The organism is Methanoregula formicica SMSP, from assembly GCF_000327485.1.
GTDB classification, from domain to species: domain Archaea; phylum Halobacteriota; class Methanomicrobia; order Methanomicrobiales; family Methanospirillaceae; genus Methanoregula; species Methanoregula formicica.
In genome coordinates, this window is the sequence record NC_019943.1 from 711,886 (window position 1) to 737,838 (window position 25,953).

Here is a 25,953-nt window from a genome sequence, read left to right on the forward strand (position 1 = left end):
GAATCATGCCGGGCTTCCAGTAAACTGTGCCCGGTCAGAATATAAAACATTTTTACCTAACAAAATACAAAAGTAAACTAATAAATAATAACTATTGAGAAATAGTTATCCCATGGATAAGAAAATTTCCGACCGCCTTCCGGTGATCTTGTTGCTGCTTATCGGGATTATCCTGATCGCGGATATCATCAATGTATTTGCCCTTGGCAGCCCGTCGTTGTTCACTCTTCTCGTCAAGCCGGCCGGAGCCGGCTCTGATGTGAAAAGCTCCCCATCATCAGCATTCACCGGCACCGCCGCCCCGGGTAACGTATCGGCCAGCGGGGGCGGGGCTGCGGGTTCCGCAATCTTCGTCCCAACGACTGCGACCCCGGTACCGGTTGTGAGTTATGTTTCTTCGGTCACACCCGTCATCAATGGCGAAGACCGGCTGGTATACCGGACCCTGGCTGCACCTTCCCAGACATCAGATGAGAGTTCGTATGCGTATATCTATTCGGGAGATCTTTCCTATTATCTCGGCGAGGCCCCGACTGCCATGAACGTGAATGTCAGGGAACCGCCACTCGTGATCGAGTACGAGGTCACCCCGCTGATTGTTCACGACAGTAAGATCGGGGGCAACAAAACAACGTCCGCAAAAAAAGCGGGAATAACCGATGATCTTCTCAATATCACCTATATCTGCCCCCAGTCGGAATTCACCGTCACGATCTATGATCCCCGCTCCCATCAGGAGATCATGCAGGATGGGTTCGGTCTCGAATACGGTCATATCACGAAAAAGACGTTTACCATCCGGAATGCCGGGGAGTATATCGTCCAGTTCGACGGCAACCAGGTGGACGCCCATGTCGACATGAAGATCAAGCGCGAAGGAAATATTATCTGATCCCTCCTTTTTTACTCCCGGGCATTTTTCCGATAATTATGTTTCCTCTATCGCGAATAGATCTCCCCGTCATTCAGGAGATATATGTCAATGTCTTTTTTGATGAGTCGTCCGTGGATCCGTTCCGTGTTCTCGGAGCGGAGCCGGTTGATCAGCTCCATGGGATCTTCGGGTAGCGGGATACCCCGTTTGGCCATCTCTGCATAAAATGCCGCAGTCACGTCCATCAGATCCGATCCCTGTCTGAATGTACAGATAGGAGTCACATCGAGAAACCGGAGTGCGTTCAGGGTTATCATTGCCTTCATGATTTTCTGCCGCGCCCGCTTCTCGGTTACGCAGATGTCTGCCCGGCTTGTGCCATAGATCTCTGCGATCTGCCCAAGCGTCATCCCCTGTTTGCGGTACCGCAGGACTTCCATCATTTTTTTGGAGAGTATCGTGTGTTTCACGTCCCTGTCCTTTTTTGCCCGGCGGGCTCTCTTCTTATGAGAACGACGGAGACTGTTCCGGCCCGGGCGGCGAGCGAATCGTTTCTTTGGGGAAGGCTGCAGCGGCATCATCCCCCTCCCGGGATCCCCGTAACGAGAATGAGCACGAGCACAAGGACTGCCAGTCCTGCCACCATCCCTGCATCCGCCCGGCTGAACTCCTGCGACCGGCAGCAGGCCGGGTTCTCCGACTGGCGGAAGCCCCGGGCCTGCATGGCATCGGCCGTGTATTTCGACCGCTTGAGGAGGGAGACGGTGACCGGGGCAAAGAGCGCCACGAGCCGGTTGCTGTTCCCAACAAGGCTCCCTTTGTCCAGCTCGAATCCCCGCGACCGCTGGGCGTCGATGATCTGCCGGGTGTCATCGGCAAGTGCGGTTGTTGACCGGAGGGCATACCCGAGCGAGAATGTGAGGATCGGCGGGGCCCGCATGCCCCGGAGGCTCCTCACCAGGTCATCGGGAGAGGTGGTCATGACAAAGAGGAACGATATCCCGGCGAGCGTGAGGAGCCGGAGGCCCATCGAGAGGGCGAAGAGGATTCCCCCTGTCGTGACTTCCGGGTGGAGGATGCCGATTTCCGCGGAGAACCAGACTGTGCCGGACGGTGCCTTTGAGAAGAAACTGTCGAGCACGATCACGAGGAGGAGGAGCGGGAGGATGAGTGTAAGCGCTTTTCCTAGAGCCGTCCCCATCCGCGAGGTGATGGCAAGGACCAGCAGGAAAAGAAATACCAGGGCCAGTGCAGAGAGCGAGCTGAACAGGAGCGCCGCGATGCTCACGACAAGGACCATGAGAAGTTTCGTACGGGGGTCGAGGCGATGAAGGAAGGAGGTGCCCGGCCGGAAGCGGAGGAGGGCGAGCCTCCTGGCCTTCTTTGTCATTCCCGTCCCGGCCGGCGGGTCATGGCACTCCAGGATCGCCACCCCCGGCAGGGATCACCCATTCTCCCGGGGAATGGGAGTTGTCATGCGTTTCCGTCACTCTCCGGTAATCTCCTGCAATGCGCCCGCCGGCAATCCGGATGAAACGGTCGCCGCACGATTCCGCGAACTCCTCGTCATGGGTTGCGAGGATGACGCACTTTTTCCCGGCGCATAACGTCCGGAGCAGCGAGGACAGCGAGTGTTTCAGCCCGGGGTCGAGGCCGAAGGTCGGTTCGTCGAGGACGACAACCGGTGTCTCCATCGAGAGGATACCGGCGAGTGCGACCCGCTGCTTCTCGCCACCGGAGAGCCCGAGCGGGGGCGTTGCCGGGTCGATGTGACTGAGGGAGCACATGTGTATGGCTGTCTGCACCGCCTCGTCGAGTATGCTGCCGATCTTCCCGAGGTTTCGGGGGCCGAACGACACTTCGCCGGCGATAGTGTCCTCGAAGAGCTGGTGATCCGCGTGCTGGCCAAGGAGCCCGACCGTCCGGGCCGCTTCCGCAACGGTCTTTCCCGCGAGCGGACTGGTGCCGAGGAGGACGACCCCCCCGTCGGGAACTAGGAGGCCGTTGCAGTGTTTTAAGAGCGTTGTCTTCCCCGAGCCGTTCGGGCCGGTGATGACCGCAAGTTCCCCGGGATAGAAGTCGAGGCTCACCTTCGAAAGGGCCGGTCCTTTCTGTCCCGGGTAGGTGTACGTCACGTTCCGGAGCGAGAGCACCGGAGCCGGATGAATGGCCGGGATCTCCCGGCGGCCCAGCTGGAACCGGGTGGCAGCCGGCCCCGGTTTACCGAAGGCATCCCCCCCGGCGGCCGGCCTGGTATCGGAGACGACCGTCCCGTCCTGCATGGCGATCCAGCGGTCGGCAATCGCATGGAGCCAGGTTGTGCGGTGCTCGAAGATGACAATCGTGATCCCGGTCTCCTTTTTGAGGTCGTGCAGGAGGCCTGCCAGTTCTGCCGCAGCAGGGGGATCGATCCCGGAGAAGGGTTCGTCCATGACAAGGACTTTCGGGCGGGCAGCGAGGACGGATGCGATAGCGACCCGCTGCCGTTCCCCCCACGACAGGTCGGCTGTTGTCCTTCCCAGCAGGTGCCCGATCCGGAGGAGCGAGACAGTCGTTTCGATCCTCGTCTGGATCTCTTCTTCCGGGAGGTTCTGGGCTTCAAGCGCAAAGGCGATCTCGCTCTCGACATCACTGGTCACGATCTGGTATGCGGGGTCCTGGAAGACGAGGCCGACCGTCCGGGCAAAGTCGGGGACATCGTGCTCCCGCGTGTCCAGCCCGGCTGCGACAACACGGCCGTCCATGGTCCCCCGGGTGGCATGGGGGATGAGCCCGTTCAGGCACCGGGCAAGGGTGGACTTACCGGAGCCGCTGTGCCCGGTGACGACCACAAATTCCCCGGGATCAATGGAAAGGCTGATGGTGCGGAGGGCAAAGCCGGCCCTTCCTGAAATGGATGGCGGGTACCGGAACGAGAGCCCGCGGATCGTAATAACGGGATCATGCCCCGTCACGCGATACCACCCCCGCCCTGATGAGCCGGGCAAGGACCAGCGCTGCGACAATGCCCCCGAGCCCGCCGAAGATGAAGTGCGTGATGGACGCAGTCCCGATCCCGATGACGATGAAGGCTGCCGGGATCCCGAGGAACGTCTGGAGGGCGTAGTTGACTGCCATCTTGGCGAGGTTCCCGCAGGCCCCGGCAATGAACCCGGCGGCCGGGTGGTCGAGACGGTAGAAGAAGAGGAACCCGAGGAGGTCAATTGTCCCGCCCAGCGCAACGTAGATGAAGATATTGAAGATGTGGAGGGTGTTGAGCCCAAAGAGGGTCGCGAGGATCCCGGAGATGAGCCCGATGAAGGTCCCTGCCCCCGGCTTCTTCACGATGCCGACGCCGATGATGACCGGGACCACCCAGTAGATTCCGGTGTGGCCGGGGATCTTCAGCGGGATGGTGAACGCCGTGTTCAGGACCACGATGAGGGTGGCGCAGAGCGAGAGCAGGGCGACCTCGTGCAGGGAGAAGTAGGGTCTCTTTACCGGCATTTTAACTCGTCCTCACGAATTCTGTCCTGATCCTGAGGGCGAAATCGTCCGGCTGGGGGTGATCGGTTGCGACGAGGAGAAGCGTATCGTACCCTGCATCTCCACCGGTAGCGGTGATATAGAACGTCCCGTTCAGGTTTGTCGTGTCCGTGATCCCACCCATAGGCTTCGTAAGATTTGCCGCAATATGCAGTGCCCCCTGGCCACTCAAGGGCCCGCTGAACCACATCTGGCGGGTTGTGGCGGTCATGCTCCGGAGATCTGCGACCTGGTTATTGGAGACGGCGACAGTATACCCGTGTGTGCCGGACACTCGAAGAGGGGAAGCTGCGGGCATGGAAGAACCCGCTGGTGCATCTCCCGTCACGACATAAGCGCACTGCCGGATCCCCGTCTGGCGGTTCGTCCGTGTTGGCACCCCGGTTCTGTTCGTCAGGCCATAGACATGGAAGACGGCCCTGCCCGAGAGGCTGGTAAAATTATATGTTACCCTTACTATCCCAAGCCTCTTGACCATGGGATTGCCGCTGACCGGTGTTGTATTGGCATCAATGAACATCAGGAACCAGCTCTCGTTATCAAGGACGTCCTGCCCCGGGTCGATGCCCAGAGGGTTGTAACTGGGACGCCATGGTTGTGGACCGTACAGGAATCCTGCTTTGGTGAAGACCTGATCGGTGAATACACCCGGCACCAGTTCTGTTTGCCCCAGGGAAGTCGGGAACAGGGTGTCCCCGACCATGTCGAGTATGACCATCCCCCCGAGAAAGCAGCCGATAAGGACGAATACCAGTCCGACCCGGGCACGGAACTCCATATTAATCCCTTTTATCGTCTACCAGGCGGTCTTTTTCCTGTTTCACGAAAACGACCGTCCTGCCGCACACCGGGCAGAAGCGGGGGGACTTGCCCGGACGGAAGTACACGGTTCCGGTGGTATACTGCGTGCCGTCAAGGGAACAGACTTCATCGACTCCTGCCTCAAAAAGCCGTTCCACGGTGCAGGAGTCCAGAATGCTGCGGACTATCCCTTTCTGGAGGTATCGCCCGTCGCATTTCAGGTAGGCGAGCCCAAGTCCGGCCATGGCGCCGATGACCCCGTCCTCAGTGCCCCCGAGGCCCTTGAGCCGGATATGCAGGTTCTTTGCAAGCGTCCTGGCCCGCTCCTGGGTGAGAACGGAGCATTTTGCGTCCTGCCCGTACACGATCAGGGAAGGCGTAATCTGCCTCTCGGATGCCACGGCCAGGCCGGGATCGCTGCCTTCCAGGAAATCGTCGAGCATGACCTGTTCGGCGATCTCGAAGAGGTGATCCATGGCATCGTCCGCGTCTGTCTCCACGTGGATGACGGCATCGCTGTTGTGCGAGGTGTACGGGATGTCGGGGTGGACGTAAAGCTGGTGGCGAGTGACGCCGAAAACCGGGTAGTCGCGGGCGATGGTGTCGGCGATGGCACGCGCCAGTTTCCCGGTCCCCCTGGGCCCGGTCAGCGTGTCCGTATCGTCAATGCAGATGTAGATCGTACGGGTTTGCTCCTTTGGCAGGTGAGAGATATGCTACTGTTTTGTTTAACCTTTTGCAAATGTTAACAGGAAAGCCTGAACGGGATTTGCAGTGAGTTCCTTAGCTGACCGGACTATCCCGCCACCAGCTCCTCTTTCAGGAGCACCCGGATATCCTTTATCATTTTCCGGAGTTCCGCGGGGTTCGGCGTTCCCCGGGCAAATCCTACGATCCTGCACCGTTCAAGGATATATCCGATACCAGCGGAATCCGCTGAGGGTCGTACAAAGCGTTCTACCTCGGTGCTGGTCGTTTCCCTGCCATCCCCCCTCTCGTGCGATACGAAGACCCGTACCGCCCGCCCGGTCTTCCGGTACGCTTCCGGCCAGGATCCCCCTGCGGCTTCCCGCTCAGCCTCGTCAAGGAGCCGGCTGGCAATCTTCCTGTACGACTCCTGCGGTTCCGGCCCGGGCGGTAAAGGTGCCGGTAACGGGACCCCTCCATTGTGCGTCCTGGCCAGGTACCAGATCCCTGCGGAGATGAGGAGGATTGCCCCAAAGGAAATGACGGGAAGGATGGGGGCTAGCGGGTCTTCCGGGCTCTCCCCCTCCGCAGCAACAACGGTCCCTCCTTCAACCTGCGCATTGAAGCGGACGATACGGCCCCCCTGGTTTGTATAGGACAGGTTGATCGTATCCCATCCCGGCGTGACGTTGATCCGGGTCCGGCTGACAGTGAACCCGGCCTCTGCCATGCTGTTGCCATACTGACGGAACGTTGTATTGTCTTCAAGGGGTTGTGGCAGGGGAACTGCACTATTTGAGATCTCCTCGGCAAAACCAACCCGGGTATCCTGTACCGGGCCGGAGACCTGAACGGTTTTTGTTCCGGATTTATAGGTGAGGGTAAAGGAACCGGAACTGGCTGATACCGGTCTGAAGTCGGCGTTTTCCAGAGAGAATCCCGCACCGGCCAGGGTCTGGTTTATCGACAGGACAATCGGATCCGAAAGGACATACGCCCTGAGGGAATCGGTATCACTGCCTGAAACATTCCTTTCCTGCCCGAGGGTGTTTTTCAGCAGGGCTATATCCTGCGGCATCTGGTTATTTTGGAGTCTGGCCTGCAGATCCTGGTCTGGTGATTTTGTTGCGGGAGCAGGACTCCCTGAAGGTGCCCCGGCAGATGTAATTCCGTTATCGGTGCTGACCAGAGTGTCCTGGTTGTTGCCAGTATTCCCTGCGTCCATGACAAAATGGACCGCTATCCCCCCCAGGCTGGAACGCCGGTCTCCTCCTTCCTGGTAATCAAACGATATCGTGAGGAGGTACTCGGCCGGGACGTCCGATGTTCCAACGGGAAGGGAAACGGTGCGCATTTCCGTGAACGCGGAGAAGGCCTGGGAATGGACGCCCGCTGTCTGCGCTCCGCCATTTTCGGGCCCCATCAGGATCTCCGTCCTCGTCAGGGTCCCGGTGATATCGTGGTCGTAAGTACTTACAATGGTAAAGGGGATGACGGCTTCCCTGCCGGTCGGAAAATAATATTCACTCTGGGGTGTTGTGAGGGCAACTTCCGAGGCACCGGCTATCGGTACGCAAAGGAATATGATGAAAATACCTGCTATGGTGACGAAAGGTCTCATGAATGCCGCCGCTTTGCGTTCCTTCTTTGTGACATTATCTCTTATGCTTGTATTTTCCCGCAACAGTGCTGGTTGTTCCGGATAGTGCCGGTGAGGAAACACCGTCGGGTGACATACTGGTTTCCCGGGATATCAAATAAAAATGATTATCTAACTTTGAAATTAAAGATATATTATTAACTTCTTGAAGGGCCCCGGAGCACACGAATGAATGAAAAAATACAAGATTTCCCTATCAGTATCAGGAAATTATGGATACTATCCCTTCTCGTACTCTTCCTTGCTGCAGCGGTCACTATCCCGCCTGCAAGAGCGGATGATTCTTCCACTGCGCTCGGTATCTTCCCGGCAAAACACAATGTCGACAACCTTGCCGTAGCTAATCCCCCGGCGCCGACCGGCATGGATTATTATTTCAAGTTCAACCAGTCCGGGGGGGGCGGTATCAACGCAATCCATATCTCGTCGACATCGGCGCTCGATTCAACGGGTCGCAACTTCGGGGATGTTTCAACGACGACTTCCCAGTCCGGGACGTTCTATATCACGCAGACCGGCGGTCGTGGGTATGATGACAACTTCATCCTCCTGGTTGCTGTGAAAGGTGATATCCCCAGCAATTTTGCCATCCATATAAAATCGAGCGGGTATATCTGGGTGCCGAACGGCGTACTGAGTTACCAGCCAACACTCTCTGAGATAACGTACCGTTCCGGTGCCGTTGACCAGACGTTTACCCGATCCAACTTTGTATACGGACCGCAGACCTGGAAACCCTGCGGGAACAACCAGCCGGCAGACTACCCCCTTTATTATGGGCAGGATATGTCCGATACCACGAACCTCTGGAAGCTGATGTTCGTGGATCTCAAGAGCGGGAATCTCGGCCCAAACGGGGATCTTGATCATACCTCCCTGAAAGACAACGGGGCGATCAGGGTCGATTACACGATAGAGAACTTGGATACAGTCGTTACGTTCAACGTGTACGCCTGGGCCGATAATGCACCAGCGGGGCACGGCATCTCCTGGACTAACGGCGTTACATCCCCGTCTCAGAACAGCAACCCGTCCATGATCAGCGGATATACGGTGCTCGGGCCCCAATACGCCAGCCGGGCATCGGAATTCCCGACCTATAGCGGCAGTACCCCATCCTACCGCGGGCCCGAGACCAACTTCACCGCGGCTCCCGTGAGCGGTCCGGCTCCTCTTACGGTGCATTTTAACGACACCACTGTCCAGACAATTTCCCTCTCGGCATGGGATTTTGGGGACGGGTTTTCTTCGACCGAAAGGAACCCGGTGCATGTCTACACCAAGGAAGGGACTTATACGGTTGCCCTCACGGATGCCAATAACCAGGGTATTACGACAACAAAAACCCAGACAAACCTTATCATAGTCACGGCACCGACGGGTGGATCCGCGGCAAACAGTGGCGGAGCAACCGGCACCGGGAACCAGAACGGCAGCTACACGAACCCTCTCACCGGTGTTTCGTATCCTGTCAATTTCACTGCCAGCGTTACCTCCGGCGTAGCCCCGCTCTCCGTCCAGTTCTCCGATGTCTCGGGCATTCCCGGGACGATTGCCTGGGCATGGGACTTTACCGGTGACGGCAAGCCTGAGAGTACTGTGAAAGATCCCGCCTATGTATTCAAAAGTCCCGGCACGTATTCCGTGAATTTAGTAGTCACTACCAGCGATGGAGGGAGGTTCTCAGTGAACCGCACCGGTTACATCCACGTCGTCGACAAGGTGTCCCTTGACAGCGATATTGGCTGGATATCGTCGGATAAGGCTGAGGCCGGGCAGGGCAATCCGGGTACCGGGAAAAGAGAAGCAGCAGCAGTCTCCACCAGCTCGTTTGCCTTCAGCGGTGTCCGGGCCGGGACGAACGGAGGGAAGCAGGACGTGACGATCGATACCCGGCAGGCGCCCGCCGAAACGTCCGGAAGCGTTGTCAGGCTGAACAGTGCCGGCGGGAGCTGGGAGAATGTTGCCATCACATTTGCCGCCCCGCCGGTAAACGATGGGACGACTCTTTCCGGTACGATAAAAAGCGTCCAGGCAGAGACAAAGCCGGTTACGGTCCCGTCAGTATCGCTCGGGAACCCCTCGGTCACGATGTCCCTGGGCCTTGCAGGGCTTCCCGATTCGGCGGCATCCATCACGAGCACTGCTGTCTCCGGGTGCGGGCCTGCCGGGGAGACCGCCTTCCGGGATGCCGTGAAGGCGAACGGCAATGACCTTTCGGCAGTCGCGTACACAGTGGCATACAGCAAGGACGGTATCGCAAATGAGGAGAACGGCGGGATCATCCGGGATGCCACCATCTCGATGGCGGTCAGCCCAGCCTGGGTCGCTTCACAAGGCGGAACCGGGCAGGTCGTGATCATCCACCGTGCTGACGATGGCAGGACAACGGTGCTCCCGACGCGGTACCTGGGGACGGACGAACGCGGCAACGAGCTCTTCACGGCCGATTCGCCAACCGGCCTCTCGACATTTGCCCTTGCGGCCGTTACGTCGGGTACCCCGGCGCCGACACCGGCGGTAAACCAGAGCCCGGGTGCAGCCGGGGGAACCTCGCCGCTGGGGGAGAAGATCGCCGGGCTCCTCTTCGATGCCATTATCGTGGTCGCCGTTATCGGGGCGGGTCTTGTCATCTGGAGGAAGATGTGAATGACAAAGAGAGCTCCCCATGAAACGGGACAGCTACCGTGTCGGAGAGTATCATCCCGTGACTGCCCGGAGATCCCGGTCCGGAACCTGAGGAGGAGTATCCGTACATGCCTGATGAGTCCAGCGAGATCCAGACGATAACGGTCCTGCCCGGCAAATCAAAGGACGGGAACCGGGAGTCATTTACCGAGATTACGATCCGGGCAGGCGATCTGGTCTCGATCGTCGGGCCGACCGGCTCCGGTAAGACCGCGTTCATCAACGACATCGAGGTCTTTGCGAGCGGAGATACCGTGACCGGGAGGACCGTGCTCGTCAACGGCGAGGTGCCCCCCGACGAGATGGTGCGGGACCCGGCAAAAAAACCGATCGCGCTCATCACCCAGAACACCAAGTGTCTCGCGGATCTCACGGTCGGCGAGTTCCTGGAGATGCACGTGAAGGCCCGGAAGATCGCCGATACCACCCGCACGGAAGAGACCATCACGCTTGCCAATCGCTTCACCGGAGAGAAGATCGACAGCACGATGCGCATGACCGCGCTCTCGGGGGGGCAGACCCGCTCGCTCCTGATTGCGGATGCCATTGCCGTGAGCAGCGCCCCGATCATCCTGCTTGACGAAGTGGAGAGCGGGGGGATCTTCAAGGAGAACGTGATCGATTCCCTCCGGAAAAACAACAAGGCTGTCATCTTCGTCACCCACGACCCCCTCCTCGCGCTCCTCTCGGACCGGCGTATCGTGATGCGGAACGGTTCGGTGGAGAAGCTCCTCGAACCGGGCGACCGCGAGCAGGCGGTCCTCACCCGGATGACCTGGATCGATGGCGCCTTCTCCCGGGTACGGGAGAAGATCCGGGCCGGGGAGATCCTAACCGAGGAGGCTGATACGAATTGAAGCTCATCATCCTTGCCGGGCCGCCAAGCGCCGGTAAGACTGCGGTTGTCCGGCAGATCATCCGGCAGCTTGCGGGAGAGCACCTGATCGCATTCTTAAAGATCGATGTTGTCCGTGCTTTCGAAGACGAGGAGCTGAAAGCGGAATTTAAGATCCCGACGAAGAAGGTCTATTCCGGCGATGTCTGTCCCGACCATACCGGGATCCTCGTGCTCCGCGATGCGATCTCGTGGGCAGAGGACCTGGGTGCCGGCATCCTCATTGTCGAGAGTGCCGGTCTCTGCCTCCGCTGCACGCCGTACACTACCCAGTCGCTCGGGATCGCGGTGCTCTCTGCAGTCGGGGGAACGAACAGCCCCCTCAAGATGGCGCCCATGATCGCCCTTGCCGATATCGCGGTCGTGACGAAAGTGGATTTGATCTCGCAGGCGGAGAAGGAAGTATTTCGGGAGCGGGTGCGGGAGGTTGCCCCCCGTGCCGACATCATCGAGACGAACGCGGTGCACGGGACCGGGCTACGGTTCCTGATGAAGGCGATCCGGGCGATGCCGGAGATCCTCGACCCGGATGCAATCGTGCTCCGGGGCATGCCCCCCCTTGCCGTGTGCACGATCTGTGCCGGGAAGAAGGAGATCGGGTGGCAGCAGCACTTCGGGATCTTAAAGACCCTCGATGGCGCCGACGACCTGTACCGGGGAGAGTGAAACGGGATGGCATGGGAACCTCCCGGCCGGAACTGCGGGGCCTGCGGGGCCGCAAACTGCAGCGATTTCCTGCTCCTGGCCCGGCAGGGGAAAAAAGATCTTCCGGACTGCCCGTATTACGAGCGGCCGGAGAAGCGGGACTCACTGCCGGCTGCCCGACCGGGATCCGGCCGGGACCTGCTGGGATTCGATTACGATTTTGCGATCCACCCGTTCCCGAACGAGCCTTCGGCCCGCCGGCATATCCAGCTGCTCCGGCCGGACCTTGCCGAGCGGTGGGATCTTCTTCCCGGGGACATCCTGCGGGGACGGCCGGTGGAGCCAAGTTGTCCCATCCAGCACGTGCTCAGAGTATTCTCGGTCGATCCCGTGACCGGCATCCTCTCCTGCCATACGGTCGGGCCGATGGCAGCCCGTACGGATACGAAGGTGTTTGACATACGGGCCTACCACGAGATCGGGTTCGAAGGTATTGCGAGGACCGTCCGGCACGAACCCGTGGTCGGGTTCCGGATGCGGTTCCTCCCGGCACACTGCATGCGGCAGCTGGTCCACTCGGGCGTTGTGCAGATGGTGCTGAACAAGTCCTGTGGTACCCACGTGCTGGTCGAGGACCTCCAGATGCACGGCAAGCGGGAGAAGTTAAAAGACATCACGATCCGGCCCGGCGATTCCGTCTCCATCCAGGATGCCTCGGGAGAGTGCAAGACGGTTCTCATCGATGGAATCCGTGTCCACACTTCGGAAGGCGGGGTACTGGAGCGATCGTGGCAGGATGAGGACCATGGTCCCGGCGGGCACGTGCCGGGGTCCGGCCGGGGCCGGTGCCACGGCCATGCTAGGCACGGGCACGATGACGACGACTGACCGGTTCCGCAACATGCCATCCAACGACCTCGGGAATACCGGCTATCAACTAAAAATTGTTGATTTTCTTTTTAATTAAAGTGAAATAATTAACTATTTATACGGCTCCGGCCTATCAGATGGATGATAACGCATTTCCAAAAAAGATCCATCGAGCCATACGGCAATCACACACCAGGTGCCCAAGAGATTGAGATGCGTTGTCAACCGAACGGACAAATGAACAGGATAAGCTCACAACAAAGAGTCTCATCAACGATCAGGATACGTCTGGAAGCGAGCCGGTCCGTGGTCAGGACCGGTTCCCGACAGGAACCGGTAATCCCTGCATGCGTTCTCGTTCTTATGACAAACCATCGCCTTCGACAGATTCCTCCAGACGGGCGAAAACTCCGCTGCAGGGCCTGCAACCGGGAGTACCCGGCAGGAAAAAAGCCCGACACCTTTTGTATATGCCCGGCCTGTTGCCCCATCGTGTATATCGACGATGACGATTAGGACGGACCCCGCCCCTCCCGGCGAAACCGATGCTGTCCTTCCCCGGCTAGCGGGCACCGGTATCTTCGGAAACGTCCGCTGGCATTAAGTCCCGGGAACCATTACCTATGGTTGAAGCAGATGACCTCACCGTTCACCGACCCGGTTCCCCCGTTCCCCGGATGGACGCGCCGGATGTACCGGCTCTCCCGCCCGGTTACGGACGAGGACATCGAGGCGTTCCTACAGGACCAGGAACTGTATATCCGCGAGACGCCGTCCGGCACACGGGCCATCATCCACAAGTTCGGGCTCGTGGAGATCAACCTGATCGTGGGCGAACGGGAGGCAGAGGTCTGGTTCGCGCCGGAGCAGGGGGCGTATCCTTCGGAATACGTGGATGCGCTGTTCGGGACGCGGTTTTAACCGGGATCTGATGATGCACGAACACATCGAAGAGCCTTACGGTTCTTCTCGTGTTTCAGGTCTGAAGACCCTCGAATAATTCGAAGAACCTTACGGTTCTTCTCGTGTTTCAGGTCTGAAGACCCTCAACAAAAAAAAGAGATTAGTCTACTGCCACCATCACTTCGGAGGCCTTGACAACTGCGTAGACCTTGGAGCCCTCTTTCAGCTTCAGGGACTCTGCCGAGTGGGTGGTGATCGAGGAGACCATCTCGTGGCCGCCGCCAATATTGATGACGACTTCCGTACTTACCGGGCCCTTCTTGATGGACTTGACGGTGCCCGCAATCTGGTTTCGTGCACTGATCTTCATGGTTTTCACCATGACACAATCTACCGTGTTGGTATAAAAGGATAGCTTTGGTTTTCCTTTTACCATGTAGAGTATCTCGGGGGAGGTGCAGGTAAACAGTTACATTGAGTGCATTTCCTGTCCGGCACAACAGGTATCACAACTCATTTTTACCTGAATGCGAACAGTACGCGATCCCTGCTGCAGTGATCCGGTATGTGTTCCCCAGCCGCTCGCGGCCCGGGCGTGCGTTTTCGATCAAGCCGAGATCGAGCAGGACGGAGAGGTGCCGGACGAGGACACTGACGTCCATGTCCGTGAAGGAATGGTGGATTGCGCCGATGGTGACCGGGACGGTGGGGTTGCCGGTACTGAGACGGAAGATAGTGGAGAGGACCCTTTCCTGCTCGTTGTTCAGTGTTATCAACACCATATCTGTGATGGGTTTATTTACCCTGATGTCCGGAATCTATCTCCTCCATCGATGAACCGGTATCCGGTGTCGTGTCTAGTACGCGACTATACTCCGGTATAGCAATTTTTCCTAGACTATCAGGTTTTCCTGTTTTCAATGATCTATGTAGTACTTATTTAAACAATGCATGTTTAATTATATATATTGACATTGCCATTGAATTTAGTAACATTATTTACCTTATACTGCTGTACCTCATCAGCAGAATCCGGTGTTTATTTTGATAGATGACAGTGATTGGACCTTGATCGGGCTGGAGTTTTTCCAGAATTGCCGATATAACCGGGCAATCACTGCTTGCAGAAAAGCGCTATTACAAGATCCGTTAAATGCTGTTGCCTGGCTCATTATTGGAGATTCACTCTATAAACTCAGCCGGTACACGGAGGCGATAAACGCCTACGACAATGTACTGCAAATCACCCCGAAAAATGAGAACGCCTGGTTCCATATTGCGAATGCATATTACCAGTTGGGGCAGCACAAAGTCGCCCTTGAGAATGTGAACAAAGCATTATCGATAAATCTCTTTTTTTCCCAGGCATGGCTGACGAAAGGGAGGATTCTCCGGGATCTCGAATACTATGAGGAAGCAATCTGGTGCTATGACAGGGCTCTTGAAATCGACCCGACTATTAAAGGGGTCAAGAAACTTGATTGTATCCTCAGGCTGGGTTCTTATAAAAAAATCCAGATCTCCTCGAAGTAATCGTCCCGACCCGGTATAATATCCCCCACGGGTTCTTTCCTGATTATCCGGCCCGGCTTCAGGCATGAATGCGGCTGATGTTATTCCAGCGATTCCGGATGGGGGATTTCCCCGGGATGTCACATAATCAGATATGCTGTGCCGGAACTTCCTCCATCCGTTCCCGGCTTGGCCGGACGTTTTCTATCAGGCCCCGTTCGAGCAGGACGGAGGGGTTGCCGGTACTCATCCGGAAGATGGTTTTCAGTACCAGTTTCTGCTCACCGGTCAGTGTCATCAACAACACTTATTTCCGGAGTATATTTGTGTTGGTACATATGATATTTCGGGATCTTCGGAATGATTACTAACGATTATCCTCGCATGGTCCGGTGAAAAACAGCGATCTGATGCGATCGTATGGCATTTACCAGCAGGCTGCCGGGAAAGAACTGATCCGGATTGTTGAGAACAACGTCATCAGGATCGATGGAAAGGGACGTGCGACGCGGTACGTGATGGCCTAGGCAGGTTGTCGATTCCGGCGCACCACTCCGGCCGGTAATCCGGCTCGCTGGTGTGCACGGGTTCCTGGCGCAGCGGAATTCCCGGCAGACCCTTTTCCGAGAGTGCTGTTCCTGATATTCTCATTCTCCGCTTAACGGGATCGCGTTTCGTCATGACAGAGAACAGGTATTGCCTGCACGACCAAGGAATGATCATGCAATATACGGTAGTGCTCGAACCGCAGGAAGAAGGCGGGTGAGTTTGTCGCCATCGGCATTCCTCGGCAGTTTCATACTGCTATCAGTTCCTCTTTTACCATGTGGAGCCGGATCAAAGCGGGCCCGGTCCTTACCGGTGAAATGGCAGGAGACCGCATCGTGAACCATCTCTTTGAGTTCGTCAAAGGTATCTGTTTCCGTGAAGATGGAATGGTTCAACGACCGGGCTTCGTATCCGCCTTCCGGAGATTCTTCGACAATAAAAATAATCTCGGTGTTCTTATATTCCGCCATGTCAATCACTCAGCAGATATAGTATTGTCGTGGTCATCAACTTTGTGAGGAAAATCCCCCGCCGACCCCCGCCAGGTCTCTCCCTTTCTCCTGCATCTTTCTCCACCGCCCGGTCCGCTTTCCCGGTTCGCCTGTGTCCCGTCTCCAGTTCCCGTGCGGCTGGCCTGCGCCAGGATTTGTGCTGCCGCCCGGCCGGATCTATGGAAAGGCGGGGCCCGGATCAGGCCGGTCCCGGTCAGGTGTCTGATATCTGGATCGATCCCAACCCTATGAAAAACATTTCCCTGCCGGCCATCCCCGGTGCAGTGTGGCGCGCCACCTTTGTCGGAAAGAAATCCGGGTTTGATTATTCTCAAATTTCCAAAAAGGAATTATATTTACAATTTTTATGCAATCGAAAGATATATCAGTTTATACGCGATCAATTAAAATTAGTTGATAATTTGCAAGAGTTTAATGCAAATTATTGACGCATGCAGGGCGGAGCCCTGCATGGAGGTTTTCGTATGAGAAAAGAACAAACACACATGAACAGGATGTGGTGGATGGCCTCGGCGGTCGTCCTCCTCTTTGTCGCGCTGGCGGTGGTGCCGGTGGCGGCGAGCAACGCGTGGTCGTCGAACAACGATACCTTCATTATTCCCGCAAACGGGATTAGGACCCACGGGGATAATGATGGCAATGACCACGATTTCAGTTACAATGGTAACGGAAGCTATTATTTCTGGATGGTGAACGGGACGCAGGGGATGAACGCGATCCACATTACCAACAGCTTCTCCAGTCCCTACGGCCAGCTCACGAATTCGACGGAAAAATCCCACTACTTCTACGTATCGAGCACCGGTGGGCATACCGGCGATGATGCCGCCCTTCTCCTGATAGCGGTCAACAGCACCAACCAGACGGACCTGGCCCAGTTCGCGATCCAGATCGATGCGAAAGGATACAACTGGGACCCTCTGGCGGGAGCAGTCGCACCGGACTGGTTTGATCCAGGTTATGATGATTTGTATTACAACTATTCAACAGTGAGCCGCTCGTTCAATGTTGACAATTACCTGGAGAACACCAATGGTGACGTTACCCAGAGATGGAAATTCGCACCTCTGGACAACTACCCGATCTATGGCGGCCAGGACATGGCAGCCGACAAGGACTTCAAATTGATTCTGGTTGATCTCAATGCGGGACTGGTATCGAACCGTTGGGCAAATTACCAGAACCTGAAGGACTATGGTACGATCAATGTCTCGTACTCGATCACAAGCACCCCCAAGGATCCCATGAATGTGACCTTCAACACTTACGTATACAATTGGGACGCCCCGCAGGCAAAGGGCACTATCCACTGGCTCAATGCATTGAGCGGGACAGCACAGAGCGGATACCAGGTAATCCTCCCCGGGTCCTGATCTGGCAACCTGGAACAAATCCCGGAACAATGCCGGTTCACCGGCATGCAATCTCCTTTTTTTCGCGAACCCGTTCCTATGGGATTTACCCTGCCAGGCCCGGATCAAGCGGAGATTATTAACTGAAAAATTCCTATTAACATAATTCATTTAATAATTATAAAAAATAAAGTGAAAACATTTTACATGTGGTGAGGCCAATATATGCCTGATGTACTTCAGGACCCCACCCCCGGCACAGTTCCTCGTCCGGCATATGTCGGGGCCGATTTTCCCGATGCAATCCCCGGTTGTCCTTGGAAACCGGCCGCGTTGCGATGAACCGTCTGGCAATCCGCTTGGAGGAGTTTCATGATCCCGCGGCTCTTCCGGGTAGCGGCGCTCCTGCTCTGTCTTGTATTCATGATGGTTCCTGCCATGGCGGATGGCGGGCTTGCCAACAGCCCGTGGCCGAAGTACGGATACGATCTCAACAACACCGGCCGGTCCCCGTTCATCGGTTCGCAGGACGCTACGGTAAAATGGATCTATCCAGCACCCGGTAACTTCACGTATAGTAGCCCGGTCATTGGGCCGGATGGTACTATCTATATCCCGAATTATGGCGACAAGAATCTCTATGCCATCAACCCTGACGGGTCCGTCAAGTGGACATACTATAGCGGAGGGAATCTTTATTATTCACCTGCAATAGGGTCCGATGGCACGATATACTTCGGGGACTACACGAACTATAATTTAACCGCGCTGAACCCAGACGGGACACGGAAATGGAACTTCACAACTGGGGGATCAGTCCAGGCCTCACCGGCAATTGGCCCCGACGGTACAATTTATGTGCCAGGTTATAGCAGCAACAAGCTCTATGCGCTAAACCCGGACGGGACCGAGAAATGGAACTTCACAACCGGGGGAGGTATGCGGGGAGGTTCACCGGCAATCGGCCCTGACGGTACGATTTATATCGGAACCTATGCTGACAAGAAACTCTGGGCGGTGAACCCAGACGGGACCGAGAAATGGACCTTCACAACCGGGGGATCTGTTTATAACCAGCCAGCAATCGGTGCTGATGGCACGATTTATGTAACGTCATATACGGACAAGAAGCTCTGGGCGGTGAACCCGGATGGGACCGAGAAATGGAATTTCACGACCGGATATTCGATAGCTGCCGGACCCGCCGTCGGCTCGGATGGGACGATCTATATCGGATCACGTTATGCGAATGGGAAGTTTTTTGCGCTGAACTCTGATGGAACCCAGAAATGGAACTTTACTACATCTGCAATGATACCGGAAGCCCCCGCAATCGGCGCTGATGGCACGATTTATTTCGGGACCTATTCGACAGCTTCAGGTAAAACGAGGAATTTTTATGCGCTGAACCCTGACGCGACCCAGAAATGGATCTTCACACTTGGGACAGGATTAGCTCAAGATATACAAGGTTCCCCCGCGATCGGGTCGGACGGAACCGTGTACGTCGCAACGAAGGAGGGGAAACTATACGCCTTCAACGGCGTGGTCGATTACACCGCAGACCAGACCGCCGGAAAAGAGACGCTTGCCGTCCAGTTCACCGGCACCTCGACCGTGAGCCCCTCGTCCTGGTCCTGGGACTTCGGGGACGGCGGCACCTCAACGCTCCAGAGCCCGTCCCACACTTACACATCCCCCGGGTCCTACACGGTCAACCTTTCCATCGTCAACCAGACGTACGGGACGACAAACTACCTCCGCAGGACGGGTTATATCAAGGTCTATTCGGCGCCGACAGCCGCCTTTACCACAAACGTCACCGGGGGGTTCTATAACCTGCCGGTCAGCTTCACCGACCAGTCTACCAATATCCCGACTGCGTGGAACTGGTCCTTTGGCGACGGCAGCTACGCTTCAAGCCAGAATGCAACCCATACGTATACGGCACCGGGAAACTTCACGGTCAACCTCACGGTGACCAATCCCGCGGGCAGCAACACCACCAGCAAAAAGGCATATATCGCGGTCTCTGCTCCAACCATCCCCGTGGCATCCTTCACCGCCAACCAGACCGGCGGCATCCCCGGCCTGGCCGTCCAGTTCACCGACTCGTCCACGCTGAACCCGACCGCGTGGAACTGGTCCTTTGGCGACGCGACGTACAGCGAGCTCCGGAACCCGGTCCACACGTATTCGTCAGCCGGGTCCTACGATGTGAGCCTGAACGCGTCCAACTCATACGGATCCAATATCCTCACGAAGACCGGCTATATCACGATCGATGCCCCGGCCGCGCCCGTGGCAAACCTCACGGTCTCCCACCGCGTCGGCCTTGCGCCCCTGGCCGTCCAGTTCAACGATACCTCGGCGCACTACCCGACATCGTGGAGCTGGAACTTCGGGGACAGCAGCAGTACGTCGGCGCTGAAGAACCCGTCGCATACCTACACTTCGGCAGGGAACTACACGGTCACGCTCACGGCAACCAACGCCCAGGGGACCAGCACCAACACCAGCACGTATCCCGTCACGGTCCTTGCGGCGGAGGCCCCGCTCTCCAACTTCCACTTCATCAACATCTACACAGCCAACGACGAGGGTGTCAGGTTCGATGTACCGAACGGCGTGTTTAACTCCGGCGGCGCCTATACCTACGTCCCGAACACCTACTGGGTCATGTTCCGGAACGCCGGCGGCGGGACGAACCCGATGCGCATCTCCGCGCTGAGTTCGAGCTGGAACGCTGCCGATCGCACCACCACGTCCAGCCAGTCCGGCCACTTCTGGATCTCGCAGAGCGGCGGGCAGCAGACCATGCACAACGGCATCCTGATGATCGCCGTCAACGGCACCATCCCGGACGATTTTAAGGTCCATATCAAATCGACCGGCGAGATATTTGACGTCGGTTCACCGGACATAACGAACATCTGGCAGTTCGCCGCCCCGGGCGAGACCCAGCGCGTTACCGGGGTTGACCAGACCTTTGACAAGAACGACTTCATCTACGGCACGCAGAGCTGGAAGCCTGACAGCACCGCGGACCGGCCGATCTTTTACGGTGAGGACCAGACCGACCCGATCAACCAGTTCCATATCATGTTCGTCGACCTCCGGGCCGGCACGTGCCAGAACACGAGCCTGCCTGACAACGGCCAGCTCCGGGTAGACTACAGCTTCACCAACCTCTCCGGCCGGGCGGTGTTCAATGCCTATGGCTGGTACATGCGGTCCAACCACGGCACCGGCGTCATCATGACGAGCAACAATGATGCCTGCGGGTATACCGTGGACCCGGTCACCAGCCCCCCGGCCGCGGATTTTGCGGCAAATTCAACATCTGCACCGGTCGGTTCCGCAGTCCAGTTCACCGACAAGTCGACGAATGCCCCGACAAGCTGGTCCTGGGACTTCGGTGACGGCGGGGTATCCTCTCTCCAGAATCCCGCGCACACTTACACGACAGCTGGCACCTATACAGTAAAACTCACGGCAACAAACGGTGTAGGGCCGGATACTGTGTCGAAATTGTCCTATATTGCGATAACCCAGCCGCTCCCGACCTACAACGACATCTATGTCGCTGTTGCAAATACTGCAGGACCGAAGTACAATTCCTTCAGCAACAACACCTACCACATCCTATTCCAGGGTGCAGGCCAGGGACTGAACGCCCTGCACATCTCCACAGACCCGACAGCGAATTACGGGCAGGTGACCATATCCGAGAACCAGAGCGGGACGTTCTATGCCACAGATTCCGGCGGAAAGGGATATGAGGACGAGATCATCCTGATGGTCGCGGTCAACGGAACCCTTCCGGACGATTTCCGGATGACGATCAATTCCGACGGGTATACTTGGACCCCGAATACCGCAAGCAACACCGCTCCCACCGCCGACAGCATTGTCTACCAGTCCTCGGCACTCAGCCAGACGTTCTCGGGCAGCGACTTCCGGTACGGCCCCCAGATCTGGAAACCCACGGCGGACGGCCTGAATTATCCCATCTATTCGGGACAGGACATGAGCAACACCGCAAATACCTTCCAGCTGATGTTCGTTGACCTGAACTCCGGGGTGCTCCATCCGGATTCGAGTCTCATGAATAACGGTGCGGTAAGGATCAACTACTCATTCCAGAACCTGACCTCCTTTGCGGCATTCAGCGTCTATGGGTACTGCAAGAACTCTAATGCCGGTGCTGATATGATCGGCTGGACCAACGCACTCACTTCCGATAAGACAATGAGCGGGTACTCGGTTGTCGGGACCGGAGGATCAGTCGGACCGGTAGCAGGTTTCACGGCGAACACAACCGTCGCGGCCATCCTTGCACCAATCCAATTCACGGACACGTCGACCGGCGTCCCGACCTCGTGGTCCTGGGACTTTGGCGACAGCAGCACATCAGCTGAACAGAACCCGGTCCATGCCTACAGCAGCGCCGGTACCTACACGGTCAAACTGACCGCAACCAACGACAAGGGATCCAACACCGTTACCCGGTCGAATTACATCACAGTGTCGGAATCCGCCGGAACATCGGTCGCCTCGTTCACCGCATCGGTTGTCAACGGTGTCGCCCCGCTGACCGTGACTTTCACAGACACATCGACCAACACTCCGACCGGCTGGACGTGGGACTTCGGCGATGGCGGGGCATCGTCCTACCAGAACCCGACGCACACCTATGGTACAGCCGGGACTTACACAGTGAAACTCTCCGCAACCAACAGCAAGGGGAGCACTACGCACTCGGCGTCAAGCCTCATCTACGTGGCCAACGAGACCGGAGCCCTGCCCGACTACCACAATGTCTATATCCGGACAGCAAACCACGATGGCATACAGTGGGATACTACGAATAACGGGACCTATTACGTACCTTCAGCCTCGAAAGGCAGCGGCCTCGCGTCTCTCCATATCTCAACGGATGCCTCTGACAACACCGGGAAGATAACAGAAACGGTCAGCCAGGACGGGACGTTCTATGCCATAAGTTCCGATTACCAAGACGACGTCATCCTGCTGGTTGCCGTTAATGGCACGGTCCCGGATAATTTTGCGGTCAGGATCAGGACGAGCGGATACACGTGGACACCCGTTTCCGGCTCTGCGCCGGTATCCGGCACGTACCAGTCCGCGGCTCTCGACCAGACATTTACCAAGAAGGACCTCTTCTACGGCCCGCAGAACTGGAAACCCACGCAGGGCGATGTCGACTACCCGCTCATCCATGGTGAGGACATGAACAGTACGGCATACATGTACCAGCTCATGTTCATCGATACCCGGGTCGGGGCCGTCAAGAACACCAGCTTCGTCAATAACGGTGCGGTGAAGATCCAGTACACCTTCACAAACCTTCCTGACACAGCAAGTTTCGGCGTCTATGGCTGGAAGACCGCCAAGGGCATGGGCTTCACCAATGAGATCAACAGCAGCGGATATATCGTGGTCTCCCCGTCTATCGGCCTCCCCGCGGTCGCGGACTTCGCCGCCAACCAGACCGAAGGCATCGCGCCATTCAACCCGAGGTTCAAGGACACCTCGCTCAACACGCCGACCGGCTGGGCATGGGACTTTGACAATGACGGAGTCATCGACAATACCAAACAGATCCCGGACTACACCTACACGGCAGCCGGCACCTATTCGGTCAAGCTCACCGCAACCAACAGCAAGGGCTCCGATACAAAGACCCGGTCCGGCTACATCATCGTTACGGCCCCGAAAGAGACGACGAATGCCTTCACCCTCACCGGCGTCAACGCTACAACAACCGGCTCCGCCCAGACCATCGCGGTCAACGCCAGCAACTCGACCACCAGCAGCAATATCATAACCGTGACCAATGTCAGCAGCACCTGGGACCACCTCAATGTCGCTCTTGCTGCCGCTCCGGCAGATGACGGACTGGGCAACCTGACCGGCACCGTGCAGAGCGTCGAGGCCGTTGCCGCGAATGTCACCGTCCCGATCGAGTCGCTCGGCAACCCGAACGTCACGCTCTCCCTGACGATGTCACAGGTCCCCAACAGCACGGCCGCCATCACCAGCACCATCTCGTCCGATCCCGACGCATCGGTCTGGAGCTCGTTCACGCTGGCGGCCTCCTCGCAGAATAAGGAGATCGTGGCAACCGCGTACACGGTCAACTTCACCAAGACCGATATCGCCAATTCCGGCACCGGCGGCATCATCCAGAGTGCCAACATCACGATGGCGGTCAACCACACCTGGGTCGAGGACAACGGCGGCAAATCCCGCATCGTGGTCATGCACCGGTCGGATGCCGGGAAAGTCACGTTCCTGACAACCGAATGGACCGGCCTCTGCGCTGCGGACGGCAACGACTACTTTGTTGCGGTCTCACCCGAGGGGCTCTCGACATTCGTCCTGACCGCATACGCACCGGTGACGACAACGACCAGCAGCTCCTCGTCGTCCTGGTCGTATTATGGCGGGAGCGACAGTTATACTTATTACCCGCCCACCACAGCAATTCCCGCCGTCACGGCAACGGGGACCGCGACCGCCACGCCGACCGCAACCCCGGTCCAAACCGAACCCACGAAACCGAAGGTGAGGATAACCCCGTGGCCGACCGGAGAGGTGCAGCCCGCACCGCAGGAGGAATCCATCATGCCAGCCGTCAGCAACGCAACCGGGCCGGGAATGAAAACACTCTGGAAGAACCCGCTCTTCCTTGCCGCAGAGATCATCGCCGCAATTGCCATCCTTACCGTGGCAACCGCCGGCTATCTGAAGAAGAGGCGGCGTGACCGCGACCCGCTCCGGTGGGATGAAAAATGACAGCCGGACCGTGGATCCCCCGGGCCATCGCCGCCATCCTCCTGCTCGCCCTCGCATGCGGGGCGTCAGCGGATACCGCAGCGCAGAACATCCCCCCGCAGCCGGACTTCGCGTACAATGTCACCTCCGGAACGGCCCCGCTCTGGGTGCAGTTCACCGACACCTCTGCCGGGGCCCCGACATCGTGGGCGTGGGACTTCGACAACAATGGGATCATCGACAGCCGGGAGAAGGACCCGGTCTGCGTGTACCGGCTGCCGGGAACCTACTCCGTGACACTCTGGGCGACGAACAGCTTCCGGACGGAGACCGTCACCATGACGGATATCATCACCGTGGCAAACCCCGGCCCCGTCCCGGTGGTCGTGGCGAACGCGACCTCAGGCCTCCCGCCCCTTGCCGTGCAGTTTGCCGACAATGCAACAGCACAGGGTGTGACCGCGTGGGCGTGGGACTTCGACAACAACGGTGTCATCGACAGCACCGGAAAGAACCCGGTCTGCGTGTACAACCTCACGGGGAACTACACGGTCAGCCTCCTAGCAACCAACAGTTCGGGAACGAACACGACCATCCTGGAAAAATTCATCACCGTAGAAGACCCCCTTCCCATTGCCCGGTTCACCGCCAACACCACCTTCGGGGGCCTCCCGCTCACCGTCCGGCTGTACGACAACTCGACCGGGGCAAATATCACCGCCAGGGCATGGGACTTCAACAACGATGGCACCGTTGACAGCACGGAAAAAGACCCGGTCTGCGTCTATACTACCGCAGGGGATTATACCGTCCGGCTCACGGTCACAAACGCATACGGCACCAACACGACATCGGTCCCCGCGTTCGTCACCGTGACAAACGGCGCAGCGGTCGATTTCACCGCAAACGTCACGTCAGGCCTTGCCCCGCTCTGGGTGCAGTTTGCCGACAACACGACAGCAAAGGACATCACCGGGTGGGCCTGGGACTTCGACAACGATACCGTCATCGACAGTACCGAACGGAACCCGGCCTGCGTGTACAAAAAACCCGGGAACTACACGGTCAACCTCTGGATCACCAACCCGTATGGGGTGGAGGCGATCTCCGCCATCGATTTCATCACCGCGAGAAGCAGTGCCACCCCGGACTTCTCGGCAAACGAGACCGCTGGGATCACGCCGTTTGCCGTCCGTTTCACGGACAACTCCACCGGGGAGAATATTGCCAGCCGGGCCTGGGACTTCGACAACGATGGTACAATCGACAGTACCGAAAAGGACCCGGTCTGCGTGTACACCGCTTCGGGAGATTATGCGGTAAACCTCACGGTCACGGACGCACGCGGCACGGCAACAAAGCTCATGCCGGCGTTCATCGCTGTGACGGACGGAAGGCCACGGGCGCGGTTTGCCGTGAACACCACTTGGGGCTATGCCCCGCTCACCATCCAGTTCCGCGATACCTCCGTCGGGACGAACATCTCCGCATGGGCCTGGGACTTCAACGGCGACAGCACGGTTGACAGCACAGAGAAGACCCCGTTCTGCACCTATACCCGTCCCGGTCTCTACACGGTCAGTCTCGCGACTACGAACGAGTACGGGACCAACACAACGGTAAAGACCGGATTCATTACAGTGGATTAGCCGGAAGGCTGTACGATGACAGGGGCCAGA

At 57.6% G+C, this 25,953-nt stretch carries 22 protein-coding genes; 11 read left to right on the forward strand and 11 right to left on the reverse strand.

Annotated elements, in window-relative coordinates:
• The first annotated feature begins 112 nt into the window (after positions 1-112).
• Positions 113-892 carry a hypothetical protein gene (locus tag METFOR_RS03635; protein ID WP_015284748.1) on the forward strand — a complete coding sequence of 260 codons (780 nt, stop codon included), beginning with the start codon at positions 113-115 and terminating at the stop codon, positions 890-892.
• A gap of 47 nt (positions 893-939) precedes the next feature.
• On the opposite strand, the gene METFOR_RS03640 is transcribed toward METFOR_RS03635, so the two are convergent.
• The 7 genes from METFOR_RS03640 to METFOR_RS03670 all read right to left on the reverse strand — a co-directional run bounded on the left by METFOR_RS03640 (position 940) and on the right by METFOR_RS03670 (position 7,508).
• On the reverse strand, positions 940-1,455 hold the full coding sequence (locus METFOR_RS03640) for a Tfx family DNA-binding protein (protein WP_083883390.1): 516 nt from the start codon (positions 1,453-1,455) through the stop codon (positions 940-942).
• A complete protein-coding gene (locus METFOR_RS03645; protein WP_015284750.1) occupies positions 1,452-2,264 on the reverse strand; it encodes an energy-coupling factor transporter transmembrane component T family protein in 813 nt (270 codons plus the stop codon). Before METFOR_RS03645 ends, METFOR_RS03640 begins: the two co-directional genes overlap by 4 nt.
• A 19-nt stretch (positions 2,265-2,283) precedes the next feature.
• Complete coding sequence (locus tag METFOR_RS03650) at positions 2,284-3,828, reverse strand: ABC transporter ATP-binding protein (protein ID WP_015284751.1); 1,545 nt, start codon at positions 3,826-3,828, stop codon at positions 2,284-2,286.
• On the reverse strand, positions 3,815-4,360 hold the full coding sequence (locus METFOR_RS03655) for an ECF transporter S component (RefSeq protein WP_015284752.1): 546 nt from the start codon (positions 4,358-4,360) through the stop codon (positions 3,815-3,817). Before METFOR_RS03655 ends, METFOR_RS03650 begins: the two co-directional genes overlap by 14 nt.
• Before the next feature lies 1 nt (position 4,361).
• On the reverse strand, positions 4,362-5,177 hold the full coding sequence (locus METFOR_RS03660) for a hypothetical protein (protein WP_015284753.1): 816 nt from the start codon (positions 5,175-5,177) through the stop codon (positions 4,362-4,364).
• Position 5,178: 1 nt separating this feature from the next.
• Complete coding sequence (locus METFOR_RS03665; protein WP_324602936.1) at positions 5,179-5,700, reverse strand: ABC transporter substrate-binding protein; 522 nt, start codon at positions 5,698-5,700, stop codon at positions 5,179-5,181.
• Between the two features lie 296 nt (positions 5,701-5,996).
• Positions 5,997-7,508 (reverse strand): hypothetical protein, encoded by a 1,512-nt coding sequence (locus tag METFOR_RS03670; protein WP_015284755.1) that lies wholly within the window; start codon positions 7,506-7,508, stop codon positions 5,997-5,999.
• 207 nt (positions 7,509-7,715) lie between these two features.
• Between METFOR_RS03670 and METFOR_RS16130 the strand changes: the two genes are divergently transcribed.
• The 5 genes from METFOR_RS16130 to METFOR_RS03695 all read left to right on the forward strand — a co-directional run bounded on the left by METFOR_RS16130 (position 7,716) and on the right by METFOR_RS03695 (position 13,566).
• Complete coding sequence (locus METFOR_RS16130; RefSeq protein WP_015284756.1) at positions 7,716-10,196, forward strand: PKD domain-containing protein; 2,481 nt, start codon at positions 7,716-7,718, stop codon at positions 10,194-10,196.
• Positions 10,197-10,303: 107 nt separating this feature from the next.
• Positions 10,304-11,092 (forward strand): ATP-binding cassette domain-containing protein, encoded by a 789-nt coding sequence (locus METFOR_RS03680; RefSeq protein ID WP_015284757.1) that lies wholly within the window; start codon positions 10,304-10,306, stop codon positions 11,090-11,092.
• Positions 11,089-11,796, forward strand: coding sequence for a GTP-binding protein (locus METFOR_RS03685; protein ID WP_015284758.1), 708 nt, complete (start codon positions 11,089-11,091; stop codon positions 11,794-11,796). The genes METFOR_RS03680 and METFOR_RS03685 overlap by 4 nt, the downstream gene beginning before the upstream one ends.
• Before the next feature lie 6 nt (positions 11,797-11,802).
• Positions 11,803-12,663, forward strand: coding sequence for a (Fe-S)-binding protein (locus METFOR_RS03690; RefSeq protein ID WP_015284759.1), 861 nt, complete (start codon positions 11,803-11,805; stop codon positions 12,661-12,663).
• Between the two features lie 618 nt (positions 12,664-13,281).
• Complete coding sequence (locus tag METFOR_RS03695) at positions 13,282-13,566, forward strand: hypothetical protein (RefSeq protein WP_015284760.1); 285 nt, start codon at positions 13,282-13,284, stop codon at positions 13,564-13,566.
• A gap of 142 nt (positions 13,567-13,708) precedes the next feature.
• Here the strand turns inward: METFOR_RS03695 and METFOR_RS03700 are convergent, their stop codons facing one another.
• Together METFOR_RS03700 and METFOR_RS03705 are read right to left on the reverse strand one after the other, a co-directional pair.
• Positions 13,709-13,984, reverse strand: a complete 276-nt coding sequence (locus tag METFOR_RS03700) for a TOBE domain-containing protein (RefSeq protein ID WP_015284761.1) — start codon at positions 13,982-13,984, stop codon at positions 13,709-13,711.
• 70 nt (positions 13,985-14,054) lie between these two features.
• Positions 14,055-14,330, reverse strand: coding sequence for an RIO2 family protein (locus METFOR_RS03705; RefSeq protein ID WP_015284762.1), 276 nt, complete (start codon positions 14,328-14,330; stop codon positions 14,055-14,057).
• Positions 14,331-14,616: 286 nt separating this feature from the next.
• Between METFOR_RS03705 and METFOR_RS03710 the strand changes: the two genes are divergently transcribed.
• Entirely contained in the window at positions 14,617-15,081 is a 465-nt protein-coding gene (locus METFOR_RS03710; protein ID WP_158491344.1) for a tetratricopeptide repeat protein, read from the forward strand.
• A 127-nt stretch (positions 15,082-15,208) separates the two neighbouring features.
• Here METFOR_RS03710 and METFOR_RS15485 read toward each other — a convergent pair whose 3' ends face one another.
• Complete coding sequence (locus tag METFOR_RS15485; protein ID WP_015284764.1) at positions 15,209-15,358, reverse strand: hypothetical protein; 150 nt, start codon at positions 15,356-15,358, stop codon at positions 15,209-15,211.
• A gap of 421 nt (positions 15,359-15,779) precedes the next feature.
• Positions 15,780-16,079: a hypothetical protein gene (locus tag METFOR_RS03715; RefSeq protein WP_015284765.1), complete on the reverse strand. Its 300-nt coding sequence runs from the start codon at positions 16,077-16,079 to the stop codon at positions 15,780-15,782.
• 29 nt (positions 16,080-16,108) lie between these two features.
• Here METFOR_RS03715 and METFOR_RS15235 point away from each other — a divergent pair, with 29 nt between their 5' ends.
• The 4 genes from METFOR_RS15235 (at position 16,109) to METFOR_RS03735 (ending at position 25,923) form a co-directional block, all read left to right on the forward strand.
• Entirely contained in the window at positions 16,109-16,549 is a 441-nt protein-coding gene (locus METFOR_RS15235; protein ID WP_148277586.1) for a hypothetical protein, read from the forward strand.
• 36 nt (positions 16,550-16,585) lie between these two features.
• A complete protein-coding gene (locus METFOR_RS03725) occupies positions 16,586-17,494 on the forward strand; it encodes a hypothetical protein (RefSeq protein ID WP_015284766.1) in 909 nt (302 codons plus the stop codon).
• A 351-nt stretch (positions 17,495-17,845) separates the two neighbouring features.
• Positions 17,846-24,295, forward strand: a complete 6,450-nt coding sequence (locus METFOR_RS16135; RefSeq protein WP_015284767.1) for a PKD domain-containing protein — start codon at positions 17,846-17,848, stop codon at positions 24,293-24,295.
• Entirely contained in the window at positions 24,292-25,923 is a 1,632-nt protein-coding gene (locus METFOR_RS03735; RefSeq protein WP_015284768.1) for a PKD domain-containing protein, read from the forward strand. Before METFOR_RS16135 ends, METFOR_RS03735 begins: the two co-directional genes overlap by 4 nt.
• The last annotated feature ends 30 nt before the right edge of the window (positions 25,924-25,953 follow it).

Coding starts and splice junctions, on each gene's coding strand:
- METFOR_RS03635 (WP_015284748.1), top strand. CDS start 113: ATGGATAAGAAAATTTCCGACCGCCTTCCGGTGATCTTGTTGCTGCTT.
- METFOR_RS03640 (WP_083883390.1), bottom strand. CDS start 1,455: ATGATGCCGCTGCAGCCTTCCCCAAAGAAACGATTCGCTCGCCGCCCG.
- METFOR_RS03645 (WP_015284750.1), bottom strand. CDS start 2,264: ATGACAAAGAAGGCCAGGAGGCTCGCCCTCCTCCGCTTCCGGCCGGGC.
- METFOR_RS03655 (WP_015284752.1), bottom strand. CDS start 4,360: ATGCCGGTAAAGAGACCCTACTTCTCCCTGCACGAGGTCGCCCTGCTC.
- METFOR_RS03660 (WP_015284753.1), bottom strand. CDS start 5,177: ATGGAGTTCCGTGCCCGGGTCGGACTGGTATTCGTCCTTATCGGCTGC.
- METFOR_RS03670 (WP_015284755.1), bottom strand. CDS start 7,508: ATGAGACCTTTCGTCACCATAGCAGGTATTTTCATCATATTCCTTTGC.
- METFOR_RS16130 (WP_015284756.1), top strand. CDS start 7,716: ATGAATGAAAAAATACAAGATTTCCCTATCAGTATCAGGAAATTATGG.
- METFOR_RS03680 (WP_015284757.1), top strand. CDS start 10,304: ATGCCTGATGAGTCCAGCGAGATCCAGACGATAACGGTCCTGCCCGGC.
- METFOR_RS03690 (WP_015284759.1), top strand. CDS start 11,803: ATGGCATGGGAACCTCCCGGCCGGAACTGCGGGGCCTGCGGGGCCGCA.
- METFOR_RS03695 (WP_015284760.1), top strand. CDS start 13,282: ATGACCTCACCGTTCACCGACCCGGTTCCCCCGTTCCCCGGATGGACG.
- METFOR_RS03700 (WP_015284761.1), bottom strand. CDS start 13,984: ATGGTAAAAGGAAAACCAAAGCTATCCTTTTATACCAACACGGTAGAT.
- METFOR_RS03705 (WP_015284762.1), bottom strand. CDS start 14,330: ATGGTGTTGATAACACTGAACAACGAGCAGGAAAGGGTCCTCTCCACT.
- METFOR_RS15485 (WP_015284764.1), bottom strand. CDS start 15,358: ATGACACTGACCGGTGAGCAGAAACTGGTACTGAAAACCATCTTCCGG.
- METFOR_RS03715 (WP_015284765.1), bottom strand. CDS start 16,079: ATGGCGGAATATAAGAACACCGAGATTATTTTTATTGTCGAAGAATCT.
- METFOR_RS03725 (WP_015284766.1), top strand. CDS start 16,586: ATGAGAAAAGAACAAACACACATGAACAGGATGTGGTGGATGGCCTCG.
- METFOR_RS16135 (WP_015284767.1), top strand. CDS start 17,846: ATGATCCCGCGGCTCTTCCGGGTAGCGGCGCTCCTGCTCTGTCTTGTA.
- METFOR_RS03735 (WP_015284768.1), top strand. CDS start 24,292: ATGACAGCCGGACCGTGGATCCCCCGGGCCATCGCCGCCATCCTCCTG.